Origin of the sequence: Streptomyces sp. NPDC048751 (genome assembly GCF_043198595.1) — a bacterium.
In the GTDB taxonomy this organism is placed as follows: domain Bacteria; phylum Actinomycetota; class Actinomycetes; order Streptomycetales; family Streptomycetaceae; genus Streptomyces.
Window position 1 is genome coordinate 30,335 of record NZ_JBICUX010000001.1, and the last position, 20,623, is coordinate 50,957.

Below are 20,623 nucleotides of genomic sequence, written 5' to 3' on the forward strand. Positions count from 1 at the left end.
CGATTGTCAGACCCCGCCCGTAGAGTCGAAGACAACTGATCCGACTCGAGGGCGGGAGGTGAACAGAGCATATGACCGACACCGCATCGGTGACCGGGAGGGCAGGGGTGTCCGAGGGAGCGGGGGAGCCGGTCCCCGTGGGTCTCGCGGCCGTCTTCCTGCCCGCGCCCCTCCCGCGCGACGGACGGGTCGCGTTCTGGGACCCCGAGGGCGGCGACCTGCCCGCCACGCCCACCGAGCTCACCGTCGTACGACGCCATGGCGCCGGAGCGCGACGCCGGACCACCCCCGCCCTGTCCCTGTCCCTCGCCGAGGCGCTCCCGCTGCTCGTCCGCGCCCCCCGCGACCCCGCCGCCCACCCCGCCACCGCCTGCTGGGGCGCGGCCGCGCTGCACGCCCTGCGGCTCGCCGCGCGCGGCCGGCTGCTGCCCGGCCTCACCGCCACCGGACACGACGCCTGGCGCGCGGGCCCCCTCGATCCGGACGACATCGCCCACCTCCGCGCGGTCGCCGCGGCCCTGCCGTACGAGGGCCATGCCGTCCCGCTGCCCGGTCCCGGCCCCCTGCGCCTGCCGCAGCCGGAAGCGCTGATGCGCGCCTTCCTGGACGCGGTCGCGGACACCCTGCCCCGCACCCCCGCCGCGCCCTACTCCGCCGGAAAGCCCTTCGCCGACCGCCGCCCCCACCGCCTGCCCGACGCCCACGAGTGGGCCGCCGAAGTCGCCGCCGGCATGGACGCAGGCGTGCGGATCTCGCTGCGCCTGGACCTCTCGGCGTACGACCTGTTCGACGAGGCCGGTGCCGTACGGGCCGCCGGCGCGGCGATCGTCCAGGTCCACAGCCTCGCCGACCCCACCCTGGTGGCCGACGCGGCGGCGCTGTGGGCGGGCGAGGCGGACACCGCGTTCGGTCCCCGCGCGCGCGTGGACGCGGCCCTCGCCGTGCGGCGCGCGGCCCGGGTCTGGTCACCGCTGGCCCGGCTCGCCGACCAGGACGCGCCCGACGTCCTGGCCCTGACCGAGGAGGAGCTGAGCGATCTGCTCGGCGTGGCGGCCACCCGGCTCGCGGCCGCCGGAGTCGCCGTCCACTGGCCGCGGGACCTCGCGCACGACCTGAGCGCGGCGGCGGTCGTTCGACCCGCGCCGGGCTCGGCGACCGATGGCACCGGCTTCTTCGAGAGCGAGGAACTGCTGCAGTTCCGCTGGCAGTTGGCGCTCGGCGGCGACCCGCTCAGCGAGGCCGAGATGGACGCCCTCGCGGAGGCCCACCGACCGGTCGTCCGCCTCCGCGACCAGTGGGTCCTGGTCGACCCGGCCCTCGTGCGCAAGGCCCGCAAACGTGAACTCGGGCTGCTCGACCCGGTCGACGCGCTGTCCGTGGCGCTCACCGGCACCGCCGAGGTCGACGGGGAGCCGGTCGAGGCGGTCCCCGTCGGTGCGTTGGCCGCCCTGCGCGACCGACTGACCGCCGGACTGCGGCCCGCCGAGCCGCCCGCAGGCCTGCACGCGACCCTGCGTGACTACCAACTCCGCGGACTGGCCTGGCTCGACCTCATGACCTCCCTCGGCCTCGGCGGCTGCCTCGCCGACGACATGGGCCTCGGCAAGACGATCACACTGATCGCCCTGCACCTGAAACGAGCCGGCGGTGAACCGACGCTGGTGGTCTGCCCAGCCTCCCTGCTCGGCAACTGGCAGCGGGAGATCACCCGTTTCGCGCCCGGCGTCCCCGTCCGCCGCTTCCACGGTCCGGAACGCACCCTCGACGGCCTGACCGGCGGCTTCGTCCTCACGACGTACGGCACGATGCGTTCGGCCGCACCGACACTGGCGGCGCAGACCTGGGGCATGGTCGTCGCGGACGAGGCCCAGCACGTCAAGAACCCCTACTCGGCGACGGCGAAAGCCCTGCGCACGATCCCCGCCCCCGCGCGCGTGGCCCTGACCGGCACCCCGGTCGAGAACAACCTGTCGGAACTCTGGGCGCTGCTGGACTGGACGACCCCGGGACTCCTCGGCCCCCTGAAGTCGTTCCGCGCCCGGCACGCGCGCGCGGTGGAGACCGGTGAGGACACGGAGGCGGTGGAGCGCCTGGCCCGCCTGGTGCGCCCCTTCCTGCTCCGCCGGAAGAAGTCCGACCCAGGGATCGTCCCCGAGCTGCCGCCGAAGACGGAGACGGACCACCCGGTCCCGCTCACCCGCGAACAGGCCGCGCTGTACGAGGCGGTGGTGCGCGAGTCGATGCTGGCCATCGAGACGGCGGACGGCATCGCCCGCCGGGGCCTGGTCCTCAAGCTGCTGGGCGCGCTGAAGCAGATCTGCGACCACCCGGCGCTGTACCTCAAGCAGGAAGCGGCCGCCGGTGACGGTCTCGCCGCCCGCTCCGGCAAACTCGCGCTGCTCGACGAGCTGTTGGACACCCTGCTGGCCGAGGACGGCTCCGCGCTGGTCTTCACGCAGTACGTCGGGATGGCCCGCCTGATCACCTCCCACCTGGCCGTCCGCGCGGTACCGGTCGAGCTGCTGCACGGCGGCACGCCCGTACCGGAACGCGAACGGATGGTGGACCGCTTCCAGAACGGCACGACCCCGGTCCTGGTCCTGTCCCTGAAAGCCGCCGGCACCGGCCTGAACCTCACCCGCGCGGGACACGTCGTCCACTTCGACCGCTGGTGGAACCCCGCCGTCGAGGAACAGGCCACCGACCGTGCCTACCGCATCGGCCAGACCCAGCCCGTCCAGGTCCACCGCCTCATCACCGAGGGCACGGTCGAGGACCGCATCGCCGAGATGCTGGCGTCCAAGCGCGCCCTCGCCGACGCGATCCTCGGCTCGGGCGAGTCGGCCCTCACCGAACTGACGGACCGTGAACTGACCGACCTCGTGAGGCTGCGGAGGGAGGCGTGAGCGAGATGTCCGACGGGCGGGACGAGACGGGGGTCGAGGGGACGGGCGCGGGTGCCGATGAGACGAGCGCGCGTGCTGTTGAGACGGGCGCGGGTGCCGATGAGGGGGTTGCCGGTGAGCCTGCGACCGACAGGCCCGCGGACGCGGCGCGGCGAGCGCTGAGAGCGGCGCGGGAAGGTGAGGTCCGACCCGCTGAGGCGGGCCGGACCGGCGACGGGCCCCGCGGTGCTGATGCGGTCCGCCCCGCGGACGCGGCCCGGGAGGCACTGCGGCGGGCGCTCGCGGGGCGGCGCGGGGCGGGGGACGAGGACTCGGCCGGCGTGGACGAAGGGGGAACCGGCGACCGTGCCGTGCCTGCCACACCGGCAGCACCTGCCACGCCCGCAGGACCTGCCACGCCCGCAGGACCTGCCGAACCCACACAGCCCGCCGAGTCCGCCATGCCCCCGGCAGAGCCCGCCGCGCGTGCCGTGCCTGCCCTGCCCGAGCGGGGTGGGCGTCCCGGGGACGTCGCCCGGCAGGCGCTGCGTGCTGCTCGCACCGAGGCCCGCCAGGCCCGGGAGGAAGCCGAGACGGGCCCCCGACGGTCGTCCCGTGCGGAGGCGGCCGAGGCCCGCCACCGGCGTGTGAGGCCTGACCGAACCGCCGGTGCCCAGAGCCGTGACCGGGACCCCGGTGGCCATGGCGGTGGCCCTGCCGCCCGCGACCTGCGGAGTCTGCTCGCGGGTGCGTTCCGGATGCCGTCGGATGCGGAGGAGGAGCCGGGGGAGGCAGAGAACTCTCCTGGGACCGAGGGGACCCAGACGCAGCGGAGTTCGACTTCCGAGGCGCACGACAGGAGCTCTGCCGAGGCCGGCGACGGGACCTCGACGCCGCTCCCGTCCACTTCCCCCTCCTCTGCACCCCGGCCCATGCCTCCGTCCCCACCCGCGACGGACCCCGACCCCGCCCCGCGGCAGCCCCGTTCCATGGCCGCCCCCGCCCGGGACGGCGACCACCGTCGTACCTTCCCGGCCTTCGCGGCCCGCGTGTCGGACGGTGAGGACGCCCGCTTCGCCGAGACCTGGTGGGGCAACGCATGGGTCTCGGCGCTGGAGGAGGGCGCGCTGGACGTCAAGCGGCTGGCGCGGGGGCGGGGTTACGCCGAGCAGGGGCATGTGGACGCCATCACGGTCACACCGGGGCTCGTGCTCGCGTACGTGCAGGGCAGCCGTCCTCGCCCGTACCGGGTACAGGTGCGGCTGCGGACGCTCGGGGACGCGGACTGGGAGCGGTTCCTGGAGGCGGCGGTGGAGCGGCCGGGGCACATCGCCGCGCTGCTGGACAAGGAGATGCCCGAGTCTCTCGCCGACTGCGGAGTGCCGTTGCTGCCCGGCGCCGGAGACCTCGACCCGCACTGCAGCTGCCCCGACCGCGGCCACCCGTGCAAGCACGCCGCCGCCCTCTGCTACCAGACCGCGCGCCTGCTCGACGCCGACCCCTTCGTCCTGCTTCTGCTGCGTGGGCGCGGGGAACGCGAGGTGCTCGACGCCCTGTCCCGCCGCAACGCCACCCGCGCGGCCCGCGCCGCGCAGGAGCGGGAACCGGCGCCACTGCCCGGCGTACGCGCGACCGAGGCGCTCGCCGAGCGCCGACTCCCGCCGCTGCCCTCTCCCTTGCCGGTGCCCCCGCACCCGGAGCAGCCACCGGCGTACCCGGCGGCGCCGGGCGGCCCGGATCCCTTCGCGCTGGACCAGCTGGCGACCGACGCCGCCGCCCGGGCGCACGCCCTGCTCAGCACCGGACGGGACGAGGCCGGCGAGCTGACCCTGTGGCAGGACGCGGTACGGATCGCTGCGGCCCGCCCCGGTTCCGGGCTCACCGCGGCGACGCGCTCCCTGTACTCCTCGCTCGCCTCCGCGACCGGCCGCAGCCCGTCGGAGCTGGCGCGGGCGGTCGCCGCCTGGCGGCAGGGCGGGCTCGACGGCCTCGCCGTCCTGGAGGAGCCGTGGGACCCGCCGGCCGGCCGCTTCGACCGCGCCCGCCCGCTCCTCCTGGCCGCCGACCTCCCCGCCTTCCGCCCCTGGCGCAACCGCCTCACCCACCCCCGGGGCCACGTCCAGCTCCGCCTCGGCCGCGACGGCCTGTGGTACGCCTACGAGTCGGAACCGGCCCACGACGACTGGTGGCCCCGAGGCACCCCCGACCCCGACCCGGTGGGCGCCCTGACAGGCCTGGGCACCCCCACCGACTTCTGACCCTTCACGCACACTCTCGCTCGCAAACGACGAGGGCCACGCCCGGCGACCCCCCGTCCCACCGCGCCGGGCGCCCACCCTGCCCCACCGCGCAGAGGGGCACCCAGCGCGCCCGGCCACCTGTGCTCCGGTGGGCTCCTGCCCCGCCCGCCCCCTGGTGCCCCCACCCCGCACCCGCTCGCCCACGCCCCCCGGTGCCCTCACCCCGCGCCCGCTCGCCCGTGCCCCCCACTCAGGCCCCCGCGCCCCCACCGACACCACCGCGCACCACCACGCGCCCCCACCCGTCCCCGCGCCACGCGGCACCCCACCCCCGCACGCCCTCTCCCACGCCCACCTCGTCCTCACCGGTGAAGACGCTGTAAGGGTTCGTCGGTGATGTGCGGGAGCCGGGTGTGAGGTCTGGGGGCCCATGGGACCGGGGGTCGGAAACAGACGCTAGCTTGGAGCGGTGAGTGAGACGAGCACCCCCGCCCTTCAGTACCGCTTCGACGGGCCCGAAGACGCCCCGGTCCTCATCCTGGGCCCCTCGCTCGGGACGACGTGGCACATGTGGGACCGGCAGGTCCCGGAGCTGGCCAAGCAGTGGCGGGTCTTCCGGTTCGACCTGCCGGGGCACGGTGGCGCACCGGCGTACCCCGCGGGCTCGGTCGGCGACCTCACCGCACGACTCCTCGTCACCCTCGACAGCCTCGGCGTGCACCGCTTCGGCTACGCGGGCTGCGCCCTGGGCGGCGCCGTCGGCGTCGAGCTGGCCCTGCGCCACCCCGAGCGCCTCGCCTCCCTCGCACTGATCGCCGCCTCGCCCCGCTTCGGCACGGCCGACGAGTTCCGGCAGCGCGGCGTGATCGTCCGTACGAACGGGCTCGACCCGATCGCCCGCACCTCGCCCGACCGCTGGTTCACCAGCGGCTTCTCCGCCGCCCAGCCCGCGATCACCGACTGGGCCGTGCAGATGGTCCGCACCACCGACCCCGGCTGCTACATCGCCGCCTGCGAGGCGCTCGCCGCGTTCGACGTACGGTCCGAACTCTCCCGCGTCGGCGTGCCGACCCTCGTCCTCGTCGGCTCCGACGACCAGGTGACCGGCCCCGCCGAGGCCCGTACGCTGGTCGCCGGCATCCCGGACGCCCGGCTCGCCGTCGTCCCCGGCGCCTCCCATCTCGTGCCGGTGGAGCAGCCCGCCGCCGTCACCGACCTCCTGGTCCGGCACTTCTCCACCGCCTGGCAGCCCGCCTTCGAGTCGACCACCGGCCAGATGGCGATCCCCGCGGCCCCGGTCAAGCCGGTCCTGTCCGCCGCGCCCCCGCAGCCCGCGCCCATCGCCGAGATCGCCCCGGCCGTCGTCGTACCGCCGCAGGTGATGGGGCGGCCCGACCCGTACGACGCCGGGCTCAAGGTGCGGCGCGAGGTGCTCGGGGACGCACACGTCGACCGGGCACTCGCACAGGCCGACGACTTCTCGGGCGACTTCCAGGAGTTCATCACCCGCTACGCCTGGGGTGAGATCTGGGACCGCCCCGGCCTCGACCGGCGCTCCCGCAGCTGCGTCACCCTCACCGCCCTGATCGCGGGCGGCCACCTCGAGGAACTCGGCTTCCACACCAGGGCCGCCCTGCGCAACGGACTGACACCGGCCGAGATCAAGGAAGTTCTGCTCCAGGCCGCGGTCTACTGCGGGGTGCCCGCGGCCAACAGCGCGTTCAAGGTGGCCCAGCAGGTCATCCGCGAGGAGACCACCCCCACCGAATGATCGTCTGAGGCGGGTGGCAAGAGCACCTGCCTGCGCTGCCCGTTCGCGCGGGACGAGAGGCAGGATGGACCCATGAAGCTCACGAAGATGTCGCACGCCTGTGTCCGCCTGGAGAAGGACGGACGGACGCTCGTCCTGGACCCCGGGGCCTTCAGCGAGGAGGACGCGGCCCTCGGCGCCGACGCGATCCTCGTCACGCACGAGCACCCCGACCACTTCAACGAGGAGCGGCTGCGGGCCGCCATGGAGGCCAACCCGGCCGCGGGGATCTGGACCCTGAGGTCGGTCGCGGAGAAGATCTCCGCGGCGTTCCCGGGACGCGTCCACACCGTCGGCCACGGCGACACCTTCACCGCCGCGGGCTTCGACATCCAGGTCCACGGCGAGCTCCACGCCGTCATCCACCCGGACCTCCCGCGCATCACCAACGTCGGCTTCCTCGTCGACGGCGGCCGCGTCTTCCACCCGGGCGACGCCCTCACCGTCCCCGACCACGCCGTCGAGACGCTGATGCTGCCGGTCATGGCCCCCTGGAGCAAGATCTCCGAGGTCATCGACTACGTCCGCGAGGTCAAGCCGCAACGAGCCTACGACATCCACGACGCCCTCCTCACCGACCTCGCCCGCCCGATCTACGACAACCAGATCGGCGCCCTCGGCGGCTCCGAGCACCTGCGGCTGGCGCCCGGGGCCTCGGCGCAGGTGTGACCAACCGGGCGGGACGCGTTGTCGGACCCGCCCGGTAGGTTGTGAGGCATGCGCATCGCGACCTGGAACGTGAACTCGATCACCGCTCGCCTCCCGAGGCTGCTGGCCTGGCTGGAGAGCAGCAACACGGACGTGCTCTGTCTGCAGGAGGCCAAGGTCGCGGAGGAGCAGTTCCCGTTCGACCAGCTGCGCGAGCTGGGCTACGAGGCGGCGGTCCACGCGACCGGCCGGTGGAACGGCGTGGCGGTGCTCTCCCGCGTCGGCGTCGACGACGTGGTCAAGGGCCTGCCCGGCGACCCCGGGTACGACGGGGCGCCGGAGCCGCGCGCGATCTCCGCGACCTGCGGCCCGGTCCGCGTCTGGTCGGTGTACGTGCCGAACGGTCGCGAGGTGGACCACCCCCACTACGCGTACAAGCTCCAGTGGTTCGAGGCGCTGAAGGCCGCCGTCGCGGGCGACGCGGGCGGCAGCCGCCCCTTCGCGGTCATGGGCGACTACAACGTGGCGCCGACGGACGACGACGTCCACGACGTGGCCGCGTTCGAGGGACTCACCCATGTCACCCCGGCCGAGCGTGCCGCCCTGGCGTCCCTGCGCGAGACCGGCCTGTCCGACGTGGTCCCGCGCCCCCTCAAGTACGAGCACCCGTTCACGTACTGGGACTACCGCCAGCTCTGCTTCCCCAAGAACCGCGGTATGCGCATCGACCTGGTGTACGGCAACGAGCCGTTCGCGAAGGCGGTCAAGGACGCGTACGTGGACCGCGAGGAGCGCAAGGGCAAGGGTGCCTCGGACCACGCGCCGGTGGTCGTCGACCTGGACGTGTGACCGCGCGGGGCACGGTCACAGCAGCCGCAGGTCCACCGCCCGGGCCAGCGCCGCGTACCCCGCGTCCCCCGGATGCAGATGGTCACCGCTGTCGTAGGCCGGCAGCATCCGCGTGGGGTGGTCGGGGTCGCGTACCACCGCGTCGAAGTCCAGGACACCGTCGAACAGACCGGCGTCCCGGATCCAGGCGTTGACGGCGAGCCGCCGCGCCTCCACGGCGGGCGTGCACCCCGCCCAGCCCTCGCAGGGCAGGAGCGTCGCCGCCAGCAGCCGCAACTCCCGGGCGTGGGTCCGGTCGGCGATCTCACGGAGCCCGGCTACGACCTCCGCGGCCGACCTGCCCGACAGCAGATCGTTGATCCCCTCGAACACCACCGCCGTACGCGCCGAGGTCTGGGCGAACACATCCCGGTCGAGGCGGTGCAGCGCGCTCACCCCGGCCTGGTCGGTGGAGACCCCGTCCCCGGGATAGCGGTCGGTCACCACGCGGTTGCCCGAGATGCCCTGGTTGAGGACTCCGTAGCGGGGCACCGCGTTCTGCTCCAGCAACCGTGCCGCCAGCACGTCCGGCCACCGCCGGTTCGCGTCCGTCGTGGACTTGTCGCCGTCGGTGATCGAGTCGCCGAGCAGCACCACGGATCCCGGCCCGCCGCCCACGTCCACCCCGGTCAGCAGCGGCCAACCGGTGAGCGCCGAGGTGTAGGCGGTGGCCGACGGGTCGGCCGTGTGGTCGCCCGTCTCGCTGACGTACGACCGCTGCACCGCGAGCCGGTGCGCGGGCGCCGCCGTCACCGTGCCGGGCAGGTGGAAGCTCACCAGCAGGCCGGCCCCCGGGGGCACCGGGAAGCCCAGCGGATCGCTGAACGCCTACGCCCCCGCCGGGATCTCGGTCCCCGGCGACCTGCCGAAGGACAGCGGCACGGGTGTCTCCCGCGCCGTCGCGCCCACGGCCTGCACCGCCACCGTCGCACTCCCGATCCGTACCGGCGCCGACGCGAAAGTGTTGTCGAACCGCAGCCGCACCCGTGGCCCGCCCACCGACGTGTGCACGACCAGCCGTAGCGTGCGGTCCGTCGACGGCCCGACGGCCGGCTGCCCGGACGTCGAGGTCGCCCAGCTGCCCGTCCAGCCCCGCGCCCTGGTCCGCACCGACAGCGCGAACACATGCAGACCGGCCGCGCGCGGCAGCCGTACGGAGGTCACCTCGCGGCCCCGCGTGAGCGGCACCGTGACCATGTACAGCCGCGCCTTCTCGGCGAGTTGCCCATCCGGGGTGTTGACGTGCGGAAGGGCCACCGCCTTGGTGGCGAGCGGTCCGGTGCGCCAGTCGGGCGCGGCGAGCCGGTAGGAGGAGTGGCCGCCGTCGGCGTACGCGACCGTGCCCGCCCCGCTCGCCTCCGCCCCGCCCGTGCCCGCCACCAGGAACGCGAGGGCGTCGCCGCGCCCGGCCAGGCGTACGGCCTGGCCGTCGGCCCGGACGTTGTCCGGCTCGCCCGGCGCCCGCCGGGGCCAGGTCAGCCGGGCGCCCTGCACGGTGAGCGTGCGGCCGGGCGTCCAGCCCGCGGCGGTGAGGTCGGCCGCGGACAGGGAGGCGCCCGAGCCGTCGAAGTCCGCCTCGTCGGGATCGGCGTCGTCGCTGACGGCGGTGTTGTCGAACAGGCGCTCCAGCGGGAGCGGGGCGGAGTGGTCCTGGGCGGTGGCCGGCGTGGAGGAGGCCGGCACCAGGGCCGTGGCCACCAGGGTGAGGACCACCGCCGGACCCCGGACAGATCGGTGCACCTGTCGACACCTCCCGCACGCCGGTGGGACGCAAGAAGCACCGAAGCTAGGCAGGCGGCCGGGACAGGTCAACGAACCATGCGTGGATCCGACGTGAAATCGCCCCGAAATGACCGCCCGCGCGCCTGTGGTGCGTACGCCGGTACGAATGACACGCTGGGGGTATGAAGATCCCCTTTCTGGGCCACCGGAGTGAGAAGCCCGGCTCCTTCGATCCCGAGGGCATCGCCGAACTCCTTGCCGAGTGCGACCTGCTGCGCTCCCAGGCGGCGGAGAGCGGTGTCCGACTCGACGACTCCGCCGCCTCGTTGGAGGCGCTGGACCAGCTGGTGCCGCGCTGGAGGAGCGACGAGGAGACCTTGTCCTGGCTCGGCAACGACGCGGGGCTGTACCTCGGCACCGTGATCGTGCGTACCGTGCCGGGTGCCGTCTGGGAGATCCGCGACGACGGCCAGCCGGTCGTACGGCTCTCATCCGGCCGTGAGTTCGACGTCGTGGCCTCCGGTCATGAGTGGGCCGTCAGCGGGGCGCCCGAGCTGTCGCAGCTGTACGCCGAAGTGGCCGAATCGTGAACCTCTGGCCCGGGTTCCCTCGTAAATACGGCTAATGAACAAAAGGTGCGTGTCGGGCATTTCCGTCACTCAGGTCTGGATAGTTTGCGGCAACCACGACACAGCTGCTGAGAGTGAGTAGGGCTGCGTATGGTCGGCGATCCGTTGATCGAGCTGCGTGACGTCAACAAGTACTTCGGGGAGTTGCATGTCCTGCGGGACGTCAATCGCTGCGCGCCGAGGTCGGCATGGTCTTCCAGGCGTTCAACCCCTTCGCCCGCAAGACGGTCGCGCAGAACGTGTCGTTGGGTCAGGTCAAGGTCCGGGGCCGCAAGTCGAGGGCATGACGATGGTCGTCATCATCCCCGAGGAGTTCTTCATCCACCCGAACACCGACCGCGCCAAGGACCTCCTCTCCAAGATCCTCAAACACTGATCCCGAACACTGACCCCGAACACCGATCCCCGAACGTTGATCCCCGAACACGGAGTTCGCCCCACCGGGAAAACCTTCGTGTCGGTCCTCGACTACGATGTGGCGTTCATGCCCGTGGCCGAAACCGGGACGCCGCTGCCGGTTGGGGAAGTCCCCCCACGGCCCCGAGACCGTAGGGGGGTGGCAGCTCACGGAGCCAGGCCCGACCGGCGGCAGCCGGAGATCACTGCTCGCGCAGCGGAATCGACACGTACGACGGGTCGTTCGCCGGCGAGGAGAAGGTCAGCTGCGCGCCGGACGGGTTGTGCTCGATGTAGAGCGGGTCGACCGTGTCGACCACCAGGGCGAGTCGATGCCCTGCCGGGACGTCGTAGGCCGTGGAGTACAGCTCCAGGTCGAGACCGAACGGCTTCCCGGGTGTACGCCCGTGGAAGGTGTACGGCGCGTTGCTGACCAGCTTGCCGAGGCCGAGCGGCCCCACGTCGTACAGGTATGCGACGAGGGTGCCGCTCTCCTTGGTCGGAGTGACCGTGGTGTGCAACTGGGCCGTGCCCCGCACTTGTCGGGCGGTGGTGTATTTCTCCGACTGCCAGACGGCGGCCCAGCGGCGGGGGAGCAGCGGGATCGAGGCCACCGGGGGCAGTTGGGCCGCCTGGTCGAGGATGCTGGACAGGAAGACGACCCCGCCGTCGGCTCCCGAGTCGACGTTGGTGTGGATGGTGGTCGTGCCCGCCAGGTCGATCTTGCGGCTGGTGGCGCCGACCGACTTCCAGTCCGGGTAGCCCTCGTAGCCGCCCGAGGTGCGGGACTTGAGCCGCACCGGCAGTTCGCGGTCGACGCCGTTGTCGGTGCCCTTGAGGTAGTGGTCGAGCCAGCGCCGGGTGTCGCTCCACACGTCGTTCGGCAGGCCGAGGAGTCCGGTCAGTTCGGCGGTCGCGTGGTCGCCGGGGCGGAACTCCAGTCTCTTCGGGCCGGTCAGCTTCTCGTAGAAGTCGGCGTACTGGTTGGGCGGGAAGATCGTGTCGCCCCAGGCGTTGGCCAGCATGACGGCGGCGCCGTTGGCGTTGAGCTGGTCCACGTAGGTGGCGGCAGAACGTTTCTTCCCCCAGTCGACGATGTCCTGTTCGTGCGTCAGGTCGGAGGCGTAGAAGTCGTCGAAGATCTGCCGGAGTTCGGCGCTCTGGCGGCCGGTGACGAGGCTCGCGCCGTCGAGCAGTCCGGCGGCCTGGACGTGCTGGGTGCGGCCGGAGTAGATCGAGCCGATGAGGTCGGCCCAGCCGCTGAGCGCGGCGACCGCCTTGATCCGCTTGTCGTGCGCGGCGGCGAGCAGGCTGATGCCGGCACCGTAGGAGACTCCCGCCATGCCGATGTGCCGGGCGTCGGCGGGGGTGTGGGCGAGCGCCCAGTCGATGACCTTGGAGGCGTCCGCCGTGTCGGGCGGGCCCGCGACTTCTATCTCGCCGCCGGACTGCCAGAAACCGCGCACGTTGTACGTGAGGACGACATACCCGGAGTCGGCGAGCTGCTGGGCCTGGGCGAGGTATTCGACCTGGGGCAGGCCCCAGCTCGTGGGGAGTACGACCAACGGGTAGCGGCGTGAGCCGTCCGCTCCGGCGGGCGTGACGACGTTCGCCTTGAGAACGGTGCCGCCGGCGCCCGCGATGTCCACGAAGCGCACACTGGTGCCCGCCGCCTGGGCGGCGGGGGCGAGGCCGAGGACGCCTCCGGCGACCAGGGTCGCGGAGACGGCGCCCACGGCGGTCGTACGCAGGGCCTTGCGGTGCTGGTGTCCCACGGGGTCACTCCTCACTCGTGTCAGTGCAAAGTGACCAGACGGTAACCGGGGTTCTTTACCGCAGGTAACCCGTCGGTAAGTTACGTGCGAGTAACGATTGTTGGCCTGTGCAGGTATTCAGGAGGCGCGGTGTGAGGTGCGTGGAGCGGGGGACGGTTCCGGCAGGGGCGCCTGGGCCGCCCGGGTCACGTCGGCGACGAGTTCGACGACGTCGGGGCCGTACGCCTGTGAGTTGACGACCTTCAGCAGCAGCGCGAAGGAGCCGTTGCCGTGCTTGCGGGCCAGCCGCTCGTGGTTGCGGGCGAGATAGCGGGTCGCCGCCTGGTTGGTGATCGCGCTCTGCCCGCAGAACAGGAACACCGGCCGCTCGTCACGGCGCTGACCCATGGTGAGCCGGGCCAGCAGCACGTACTCGGTGCCGCCCGGCTCCATCCGATAACGCTCGTCGCCGATCTGGAAGGCGCCGCGATCCGGCCCGGGCTCGGTGCCGATGTTCACCCGGACGCCCGGCAGCAGCGATGACAGGTGCGCCAGCATGCGGCGATTTGACGACGGCCCGCCCACGCAGAACTCCGTGCGTTCGCCGAAGCCCTGACGGGCCGTGTCGTGGCCGACGACCTGGGCGTGGGCGTTGCAGTCCTTGATGAGCGCGGCGAGCTCCAGCAGGGCGAACACGTCGTGCCGCATCACCGACAGCTCGGCGCCGCCCGCCTCCCGGTTCACCACGAGCAGCGACTCGGAGTTGTCCGGCAGCCCGAAGAAGGCCTGCTTGCGCCGCAGCTTCCGCTTCCACAGGTAGGTGCGGGCCAGCCAACCGAGCGCGGCACTGACACCGGCGGCTATCACGCCCAGGGCGATGTTGCGCACGTCGTCGTTCATGGGCGCGCATGGTAGCGGGCGCGCCGCAAACCCGTGTTCGAGATACCTGACGGGTCCGGGGCGTTGGATTAAGCTGCGCGGACGGTCCCTCACTGGAGGTGCGGATGCGTCGCCCTGTCGCACGCAAGCTGTCGGTCCTGGCGGTCTCGGCCGCCGTGGTGTCGGTGGGGGCGACAGCGCCACCCGCCGCCCCGAGCACACCCGCTCAGAAGGTTCCCGTGGCCGTCGGCTACGGCGGAGCCGTGGCCAGCGTCGACGCGGACGCCTCAGCCGCCGGCATCGAGGTCCTCAGGAAGGGCGGCAACGCCGTCGACGCGGCCGTCGCCACCGCCGCCGCGCTCGGCGTCACCGAGCCCTACTCCTCCGGCATCGGCGGAGGCGGCTACTTCGTCTACTACAACGCCAAGTCCCGTACGGTGCACACCATCGACGGCCGGGAGACCGCCCCGCTGACCGCCGGCTCCGACCTCTTCGTCGAGAACGGCAAGCCCCTCGCCTTCGCCGACGCCGTCAGCAGCGGCCTCAGCGTCGGCACCCCGGGCACGCCCGCCACCTGGCAGACGGCACTCGACCAGTGGGGCAGCAGAAAGCTCGGCACGGTCCTCCAGCCCGCCGAGCGGATCGCCCGCGACGGCTTCACCGTCGACGACACCTTCCGCTCGCAGACGGCCGCCAACGAGACCCGGTTCCGCTACTTCCCCGACACCGCGAAGCTGTTCCTGCCCGGCGGCCGGCTCCCCGTCGTCGGCTCCACCTTCAAGAACCCCGATCTGGCCCGCACCTACGCCGAGTTGGGCCGGAAGGGCATCGGCGCGATCTACCGCGGCAAGCTGGGCGACGACATCGTCGACACCGTGAACCATCCCCCGGTGGACCCGGGCTCCGGCTGGAACGCCCGCCCGGGCAAGCTGTCCGACAAGGACCTGGCGGCCTACCGCGCCAAGCTCCAGGCGCCCACGAAGACCTCGTACCGCGGCCTCGGCGTCTACTCCATCGCGCCCTCCTCCTCCGGCGGAACCACCGTCGGCGAGGCGCTCAACATCCTGGAGAAGACGGACCTTTCGAAGGCGACCGAGGTCCAGTACCTGCACCGCTACATCGAGGCCAGCCGCATCGCGTTCGCCGACCGCGGGCGCTGGGTCGGCGACCCCGCCTTCGAGGACGTACCGACGAAGGAACTGCTGTCACAGAAGTACGCCGACTCGCGGGCGTGCCTCATCAAGGACGACGCCGTCCTCACCAGCCCCCTCGCGCCCGGCGACCCGCGCCGTCCGGCGGCCTGCTCGACGGGCGGCACGGCGGCGCCCACGACGTACGAGGGCGAGAACACCACGCACCTCACGGTCGCCGACAAGTGGGGCAACGTCGTCGCCTACACCCTCACCATCGAGCAGACCGGCGGCAGCGGCATCACCGTGCCCGGCCGCGGGTTCATCCTCAACAACGAGCTGACCGACTTCTCCTTCGCCCCGGCCAACCCGGCCGTCCACGACCCCAACCTGCCCGGTCCGGGCAAGAGGCCGCGCTCGTCGATCTCGCCGACGATCGTGCTCGACCGGCACGACAAGCCCGTGGTGGCGCTGGGTTCGCCCGGTGGCGCGACCATCATCACCACCGTGCTGCAGACCCTGACCCAGTTCCTCGACCGCAAGCTCCCGCTCGTCGACGCGATCGCCGCACCGCGCGCCAGCCAGCGCAACGCGGCCCAGACCGAGCTCGAACCCGGCCTCTACGGCAGCGAGTTGCAGAAGCAGTTGGAGGCGATCGGGCACTCCTTCAAGCTGAACCCCGAGATCGGGGCCACGACCGGCGTGCAGCGACTGCCGGACGGGAAGTGGCTGGCGGCCGCCGAGAAGGTACGGCGGGGCGGCGGCTCGGCGATGGTGGTGAGTCCGGCCCCGTAGGTCATCGTGACGGGTGGATCATCGTGAAGGGCGGGCGCTCCCCGAGGAGCACCCGCCCTTCAGGGCGTCACAGCTCGGGCGCCGGCTGCACGTCGCCCGTGCGGAAGGCGAGGCGGGTGTCCTCCACGTCCACCGTCACTCGGCCGCCCTCCGACAGGCGTCCGTCGAGCAGCAGCCGGGACATCTGGTTGTCGACCTCGCGCTGGATGGTGCGGCGCAGCGGACGGGCGCCGTATTCCGGCTGGTAGCCGCGCTCGGCGAGCCAGTCCACGGCCGCGTCGGTGAACTCGACCGTGACACCCTGAGCGTGCAGCAGCCGCCGGGTCTTCTCCAGCAAGAGGTCGGTGATCTGCCGCAGTTGTCCGCCGGTGAGCTGGCGGAACACCACGATCTCGTCGATGCGGTTGAGGAACTCCGGCCGGAAGTGCTCCCGCAGCGGCCGCAGGATCTGCTCCCGCCGCGCCTCCTCGTCGGCCTCGGCGCCACCCGAGCCGAACCCTATGCCGGCGCCGCGCCGGGTGATCGCCTCCGAACCGAGGTTGCTGGTCATGACGATGACGGTGTTGGTGAAGTCCACCGTGCGGCCCTGGGAGTCGGTGAGCCGTCCGTCGTCGAGGACCTGGAGCAGGATGTTGAAGACGTCCGGGTGCGCCTTCTCCACCTCGTCGAGCAGCAGCAGCGAGTACGGGTGCCTGCGCACCACCTCGGTGAGCTGCCCGGCCTCCTCGTGCCCGACGTACCCGGGCGGGGCGCCGACCAGGCGGCTGACGGTGTGCCGCTCCTGGTACTCGCTCATGTCCAGGCGCACCATGCGGTCCTCGCTGCTGAACAGCGCCTCCGCGAGCGCGCGGGCCAGTTCCGTCTTGCCGACGCCGGTCGGGCCGAGGAAGAGGAAGCTGCCGATGGGCCGGTCCGGGCTGGCGAGCCCCGCACGGGAGCGCAGCACCGCGTCGGCGACCACCGCGACCGCCTCGTCCTGGCCCACCACCCGCTCGTGCAGGTGTTGCTCCAGCTCGAGCAGGCGTTCCTTCTCCTCCTGGGTGAGACGGCTGACGGGGACGCCGGTCTGCCGGGAGACCACCTCGGCGATGGCCTCCGCGGTCACCTGCAGGTCCATCCCCTCGTCGGCCTCGTCGTGGTGAGCCGCCCGGGCGATCCGCTCCTTCAGCTCCACGATCCGGTCGCGCAGCTGCGACGCCTGCTCGTACTGCTCGTCCGCGGCCGCCTGGTCCTTGTCCCGCGCGAGCTGCTCCAGCTCGCGCTCCATCGCCCGTACGTCCGTGCCCTTCGTACGGGCGCCCAGCCGCACCCGCGCCCCGGCCTGGTCGATCAGGTCGATCGCCTTGTCCGGCAGGCGCCGGTCGGTGAGATAGCGGTCGGACAGCTCCACGGCGGCCACCAGCGCCTCGTCGCTGTAGCGGACCTGGTGGTGGGCCTCGTAGCGGTCGCGCAGACCGCGCAGGATCTCCAGCGCGTCCCCGACGGACGGCTCGGGCACCAGGATCGGCTGGAAGCGGCGGGCCAGCGCCGCGTCCTTCTCGATCTTGCGGTACTCCTCCAGCGTGGTGGCGCCGACGATGTGCAGCTCGCCGCGGGCCAGGGCCGGCTTGAGGATGTTGCTCGCGTCCATCGCCCCGCCCTCGCCGCCGCCCCCGGCGCCGACGACGGTGTGCAGCTCGTCGATGAAGACGATCAGCTGGTCGGAGTGGGCGCGGATCTCACCGACGATGTTGTTCAGCCGCTCCTCGAAGTCACCGCGGAAGCGGGTACCGGCGACCACGCCCGTCAGGTCCAGGGCGACCACACGGCGGCCGGTCAGGACGTCCGGCACGTCGCCGTCGGCGATCCGCTGGGCGAGCCCCTCCACGATGGCGGTCTTGCCGACGCCCGCGTCACCGATGAGCACCGGGTTGTTCTTGCCGCGCCGGGAGAGCACCTCGATCGTCTGCTCGATCTCGTCGTCCCGCCCGATCACCGGGTCTATGCCGCCCTGGCGGGCCAGGTCGGTCAGGTCGCGCCCGTACTTGTCGAGCGTCGGCGTCCCCGTGGGCCGCTGCCGCTCGGCCCGCGCCTGCGGGGCCTCCGGCGCCTCGGGCGGCAGGCCGGTGGGCGCGAACCGGGCCGAGTTCAGGATGTGCCCGGCCGCGGAGTCCGGGTTCGACGCCAGGGCGCTCAGCACGTGCTCCGGGCCGATGTAACCGGCGCCCTTCGAGCGGGCCAGGTCGTGCGCGTCCAGCAGGGCGCGCTTGGCGGCCGGCGTCAGGGACAGCGAGGTGGGCGGCGGAACCTCGCCCGGCGGGTGCTGGGACGGCCCGGACCGCTGGTCGATCTCCGTCGCCATCGAGTCCGGGTCCGCGCCCGCCCGACTGAGCAGACTGCGCGTCGGCTCGGCGGCGAGGGCGGCCCGCAGCAGGTGCTCCGTGTCCAGGTCGCGACTGCCGTGCTCGGCGGCGTACTGGGCGGCGCCGCGTACGAGCTCCCTGGCGGGCTGGCTGAGGAGCTGGCCGATGTTGATCTGACGGGGGCCGGGGCGGGGGCCGCCGAAGAAGCGGGCCAGGAATTCGCCGAAGGGGTCGCCGTAGCCCTCCGGGCTGGTGAAGCCGCTGGTCATGGCGTTCCGTTCGATCGACTTGCGTTTGCGTTGCGGTGCCGACGGGTGCCCTTTCCGTGCCGGGCTACACCGGTGGGGTCCGTTTACTCACCTTGGCATGAAGAGGGGGGTTGGGCATGTCGGCGACTTGGGGGTGTGTGGTGGGTGCGGGTTCGTTGTGGTCTGTGGCACCCGCGCGGCCGAGCCGCACAGTGACACCTCGACGCCGGCATGCCGATCCCTGCCCCGTGTGCCGCGTGAGCGGGCCGCCGTCCGGTCACGCGGCCGTGCGGATCTTCCTGGACGGCCTCGGCGGGACGGCGGAGCTGTGCCGTGGGCCCGGGGCTCCGGTTCAGGACGGCACCCAGCCGGTGAGCGCCGCCCTGCTCGCTGCCCACGCAGGCGACGCCGAACCGTCCTCGCGTCCCGGCGCCTGACCGCCAACTGCCATGATCCATCCGACTTGCCCGCGTGGCGCAGTCTCTGCATACTACGTCTGCTTCTACCCGGGGGGGATCATGCGCCACATCGTCAGAGCAGCCGCGCTCGTGGCAGCCTGCTGCCTGAGTCTCACTGCCTGTTCCGACGGAGATGACAGGAGTGATTCGCCGCCGGGTCCGCGTACCGAGCTCGAATTCGGGCAGAGCGCCGACACGGCCGGAGTCGGTGGCAGGGGCACCGCGCAGATCACTCCGGATGCCGTCGTCTACGTCGACAAGGCCGGCGCTGAGACCCCGGAGCATGGTCTCTTCGCTGTCGTCAGGTTCGAAGCCGAGAACCGTTCCAAGACCTCGGTGAGGACCACAGCCGGCAAGGGCGGCTTCCGGTGGAAGACACCTGACGGAAAGACCCTCAAGGCAGGGAACAGCGAAGGGGCGGGGAGGATCGCTCCCGTTGGTTTCAGCGAGGGTGCTCCGGACGTCTCCCCCAAGACCTACCAGGCCGACTCTGTCGCGTTCGACATCGCAGCGGCAGAGAAGGGTGGCACCCTGGTCTACGTCGACGGCAACGGCGTCTCATTCCACTGGAAGATTCCTTCCACGAATTCAGGGTCCGCTGCTTCAGCGCTGAAGTCCGCTTTGCAGTAAGTGACGCAGCCGTGCCCCTGGCGGTACCGGTCTACCGTCGCTCGGTAAGGATCCTCGGTCCTGACTCCGTGATCGCCACCGTGTGTTCCGCGTGGGCCGCCCGGGAGCCGTCGTTCGTCTTGAGGGTCCAGCCGTCGGGGGCCGCGTGATAGCCGTCGGTGCCGCCGGCGATCAGCATGGGTTCGATGGCGAGGACCATGCCGGGGCGGAGGGGGAGGCCGCGGCCGGGACGGCCCTCGTTGGGGACGCCGGGGTCCTCGTGCATGTGGCGGCCGATGCCGTGGCCGCCGAAGCCGTCGGGGATGCCGTAGCCGGCGGCCCGGCAGACCGTGCCGATGGCGTGGGCGATGTCGCCGATGCGGTTCCCCACGACGGCTGCCTCGATGCCGGCCGCGAGCGCGCGCTCGGCGGTCTCGATCAGGCGCAGGTCGGCGGGGCGCGGGCGGCCGACGGTGAAGCTGATCGCCGAGTCGCCGACCCAGCCGCCGAGCTTGGCACCGAAGTCGGCGGAGAGGAGGTCGCCGTCGCGCAGTCGGTAGCGGGTCGGGATGCCGTGCACGATCGCGTCGTTCACCGAGGTGCACAGGACGGCCGGGAACGCGGTGGGCGCGAAGGAGGGCCGATAGCCGAGGAACGGTGAGCTCGCGTCCGCGGCGCGCAGTACCTCGCGTGCCACGTCGTCCAGCTCCAGCAGGGATACGCCCACGTCAGCGGCCTCACGTACGGCCGTCAGCGCTCTGGCGACGACCTGGCCCGCCTCGTACATGGCGTCGATCGATGTGTCTGTCTTCAGTTCCACCATGCCAATTACTATACCGGTATTAGAATGGTGGCATGGTGCGTACCCCTCTCACTCCCGAAGAGCATGAACGCGGCGAGCGGCTCGGTCGGCTGCTCCGCGAGTCGCGCGGCGACCGCAGCATGGCCGAGATCGCGGCGAGCGCGGGCATCTCCGCGGAGACCCTGCGCAAGATCGAGACCGGGCGTGCTCCGACACCGGCGTTCTTCACCGTGGCGGCGCTCGCGCGTGCCCTCGGACTGTCGATGGACGAGCTGGCCGGGCAGTGCGCCCTGGTCGTGGCGTGAGGCGGCTGCCACTCGATCCGTCTGCGCGCAATGGTCAAGATCGCGCAAGGAGGCGCCCGCTCACTCGTTGAAAAGCGCTCGTG

14 protein-coding genes and 2 pseudogenes are annotated in these 20,623 nt (G+C 72.4%); 11 read left to right on the plus strand and 5 right to left on the minus strand.

Annotated elements, in window-relative coordinates:
• The first annotated feature begins 71 nt into the window (after positions 1 to 71).
• The 5 genes from ACGFNV_RS00165 to ACGFNV_RS00185 all read left to right on the plus strand — a co-directional run bounded on the left by ACGFNV_RS00165 (position 72) and on the right by ACGFNV_RS00185 (position 8,432).
• A complete protein-coding gene (locus ACGFNV_RS00165) occupies positions 72 to 2,906 on the plus strand; it encodes a DEAD/DEAH box helicase (protein WP_393618085.1) in 2,835 nt (944 codons plus the stop codon).
• A 5-nt stretch (positions 2,907 to 2,911) separates the two neighbouring features.
• Positions 2,912 to 5,143 carry an SWIM zinc finger family protein gene (locus ACGFNV_RS00170; protein ID WP_393619931.1) on the plus strand — a complete coding sequence of 744 codons (2,232 nt, stop codon included), beginning with the start codon at positions 2,912 to 2,914 and terminating at the stop codon, positions 5,141 to 5,143.
• A gap of 451 nt (positions 5,144 to 5,594) precedes the next feature.
• A complete protein-coding gene (gene pcaC / locus ACGFNV_RS00175) occupies positions 5,595 to 6,896 on the plus strand; it encodes a 4-carboxymuconolactone decarboxylase (protein WP_393618086.1) in 1,302 nt (433 codons plus the stop codon).
• 72 nt (positions 6,897 to 6,968) lie between these two features.
• Positions 6,969 to 7,604, plus strand: coding sequence for an MBL fold metallo-hydrolase (locus ACGFNV_RS00180; RefSeq protein WP_393618088.1), 636 nt, complete (start codon positions 6,969 to 6,971; stop codon positions 7,602 to 7,604).
• A 48-nt stretch (positions 7,605 to 7,652) separates the two neighbouring features.
• Positions 7,653 to 8,432 carry an exodeoxyribonuclease III gene (locus tag ACGFNV_RS00185; protein ID WP_133930763.1) on the plus strand — a complete coding sequence of 260 codons (780 nt, stop codon included), beginning with the start codon at positions 7,653 to 7,655 and terminating at the stop codon, positions 8,430 to 8,432.
• A gap of 15 nt (positions 8,433 to 8,447) precedes the next feature.
• Here the strand turns inward: ACGFNV_RS00185 and ACGFNV_RS00190 are convergent.
• A pseudogene (locus ACGFNV_RS00190) lies at positions 8,448 to 10,211 on the minus strand (SGNH/GDSL hydrolase family protein).
• A 164-nt stretch (positions 10,212 to 10,375) separates the two neighbouring features.
• Between ACGFNV_RS00190 and ACGFNV_RS00195 the strand changes: the two are divergent.
• Together ACGFNV_RS00195 and ACGFNV_RS00200 are read left to right on the plus strand one after the other, a co-directional pair.
• Positions 10,376 to 10,783, plus strand: coding sequence for a DUF6278 family protein (locus ACGFNV_RS00195; RefSeq protein ID WP_393618091.1), 408 nt, complete (start codon positions 10,376 to 10,378; stop codon positions 10,781 to 10,783).
• Between the two features lie 129 nt (positions 10,784 to 10,912).
• Positions 10,913 to 11,097, plus strand: a pseudogene (locus ACGFNV_RS00200) (amino acid ABC transporter ATP-binding protein); the annotation flags it as partial.
• A 324-nt stretch (positions 11,098 to 11,421) separates the two neighbouring features.
• Here ACGFNV_RS00200 and ACGFNV_RS00205 read toward each other — a convergent pair.
• Both ACGFNV_RS00205 and ACGFNV_RS00210 read right to left on the minus strand, forming a co-directional pair.
• Entirely contained in the window at positions 11,422 to 12,993 is a 1,572-nt protein-coding gene (locus tag ACGFNV_RS00205) for a CocE/NonD family hydrolase (protein WP_393618093.1), read from the minus strand.
• Between the two features lie 117 nt (positions 12,994 to 13,110).
• Complete coding sequence (locus ACGFNV_RS00210) at positions 13,111 to 13,872, minus strand: hypothetical protein (RefSeq protein ID WP_393618094.1); 762 nt, start codon at positions 13,870 to 13,872, stop codon at positions 13,111 to 13,113.
• 104 nt (positions 13,873 to 13,976) lie between these two features.
• Here ACGFNV_RS00210 and ggt point away from each other — a divergent pair, with 104 nt between their 5' ends.
• Positions 13,977 to 15,776, plus strand: coding sequence for a gamma-glutamyltransferase (gene ggt, locus ACGFNV_RS00215; protein WP_393618096.1), 1,800 nt, complete (start codon positions 13,977 to 13,979; stop codon positions 15,774 to 15,776).
• 67 nt (positions 15,777 to 15,843) lie between these two features.
• On the opposite strand, the gene ACGFNV_RS00220 is transcribed toward ggt, so the two are convergent.
• Positions 15,844 to 18,387 (minus strand): ATP-dependent Clp protease ATP-binding subunit, encoded by a 2,544-nt coding sequence (locus ACGFNV_RS00220; protein ID WP_393618098.1) that lies wholly within the window; start codon positions 18,385 to 18,387, stop codon positions 15,844 to 15,846.
• Between the two features lie 236 nt (positions 18,388 to 18,623).
• Here ACGFNV_RS00220 and ACGFNV_RS00225 point away from each other — a divergent pair, with 236 nt between their 5' ends.
• Both ACGFNV_RS00225 and ACGFNV_RS00230 read left to right on the plus strand, forming a co-directional pair.
• Positions 18,624 to 18,803, plus strand: a complete 180-nt coding sequence (locus ACGFNV_RS00225; protein WP_393618099.1) for a hypothetical protein — start codon at positions 18,624 to 18,626, stop codon at positions 18,801 to 18,803.
• Positions 18,804 to 18,884: 81 nt separating this feature from the next.
• Positions 18,885 to 19,454, plus strand: coding sequence for a hypothetical protein (locus ACGFNV_RS00230; protein WP_393618101.1), 570 nt, complete (start codon positions 18,885 to 18,887; stop codon positions 19,452 to 19,454).
• 31 nt (positions 19,455 to 19,485) lie between these two features.
• Here ACGFNV_RS00230 and map read toward each other — a convergent pair whose 3' ends face one another.
• Positions 19,486 to 20,256, minus strand: coding sequence for a type I methionyl aminopeptidase (gene map, locus ACGFNV_RS00235; protein ID WP_393618103.1), 771 nt, complete (start codon positions 20,254 to 20,256; stop codon positions 19,486 to 19,488).
• Positions 20,257 to 20,288: 32 nt separating this feature from the next.
• On the opposite strand from map, the gene ACGFNV_RS00240 reads away from it, so the two are divergent.
• Positions 20,289 to 20,540 (plus strand): helix-turn-helix domain-containing protein, encoded by a 252-nt coding sequence (locus tag ACGFNV_RS00240; protein ID WP_393618105.1) that lies wholly within the window; start codon positions 20,289 to 20,291, stop codon positions 20,538 to 20,540.
• Positions 20,541 to 20,623 lie beyond the last annotated feature (83 nt).

Coding starts and splice junctions, on each gene's coding strand:
- ACGFNV_RS00180 (WP_393618088.1), top strand. CDS start 6,969: ATGAAGCTCACGAAGATGTCGCACGCCTGTGTCCGCCTGGAGAAGGAC.
- ACGFNV_RS00170 (WP_393619931.1), top strand. CDS start 2,912: ATGTCCGACGGGCGGGACGAGACGGGGGTCGAGGGGACGGGCGCGGGT.
- ACGFNV_RS00165 (WP_393618085.1), top strand. CDS start 72: ATGACCGACACCGCATCGGTGACCGGGAGGGCAGGGGTGTCCGAGGGA.
- ACGFNV_RS00240 (WP_393618105.1), top strand. CDS start 20,289: ATGGTGCGTACCCCTCTCACTCCCGAAGAGCATGAACGCGGCGAGCGG.
- ACGFNV_RS00230 (WP_393618101.1), top strand. CDS start 18,885: ATGCGCCACATCGTCAGAGCAGCCGCGCTCGTGGCAGCCTGCTGCCTG.
- ACGFNV_RS00220 (WP_393618098.1), bottom strand. CDS start 18,387: ATGACCAGCGGCTTCACCAGCCCGGAGGGCTACGGCGACCCCTTCGGC.
- ACGFNV_RS00195 (WP_393618091.1), top strand. CDS start 10,376: ATGAAGATCCCCTTTCTGGGCCACCGGAGTGAGAAGCCCGGCTCCTTC.
- ggt (WP_393618096.1), top strand. CDS start 13,977: ATGCGTCGCCCTGTCGCACGCAAGCTGTCGGTCCTGGCGGTCTCGGCC.
- ACGFNV_RS00185 (WP_133930763.1), top strand. CDS start 7,653: ATGCGCATCGCGACCTGGAACGTGAACTCGATCACCGCTCGCCTCCCG.
- ACGFNV_RS00210 (WP_393618094.1), bottom strand. CDS start 13,872: ATGAACGACGACGTGCGCAACATCGCCCTGGGCGTGATAGCCGCCGGT.
- map (WP_393618103.1), bottom strand. CDS start 20,256: ATGGTGGAACTGAAGACAGACACATCGATCGACGCCATGTACGAGGCG.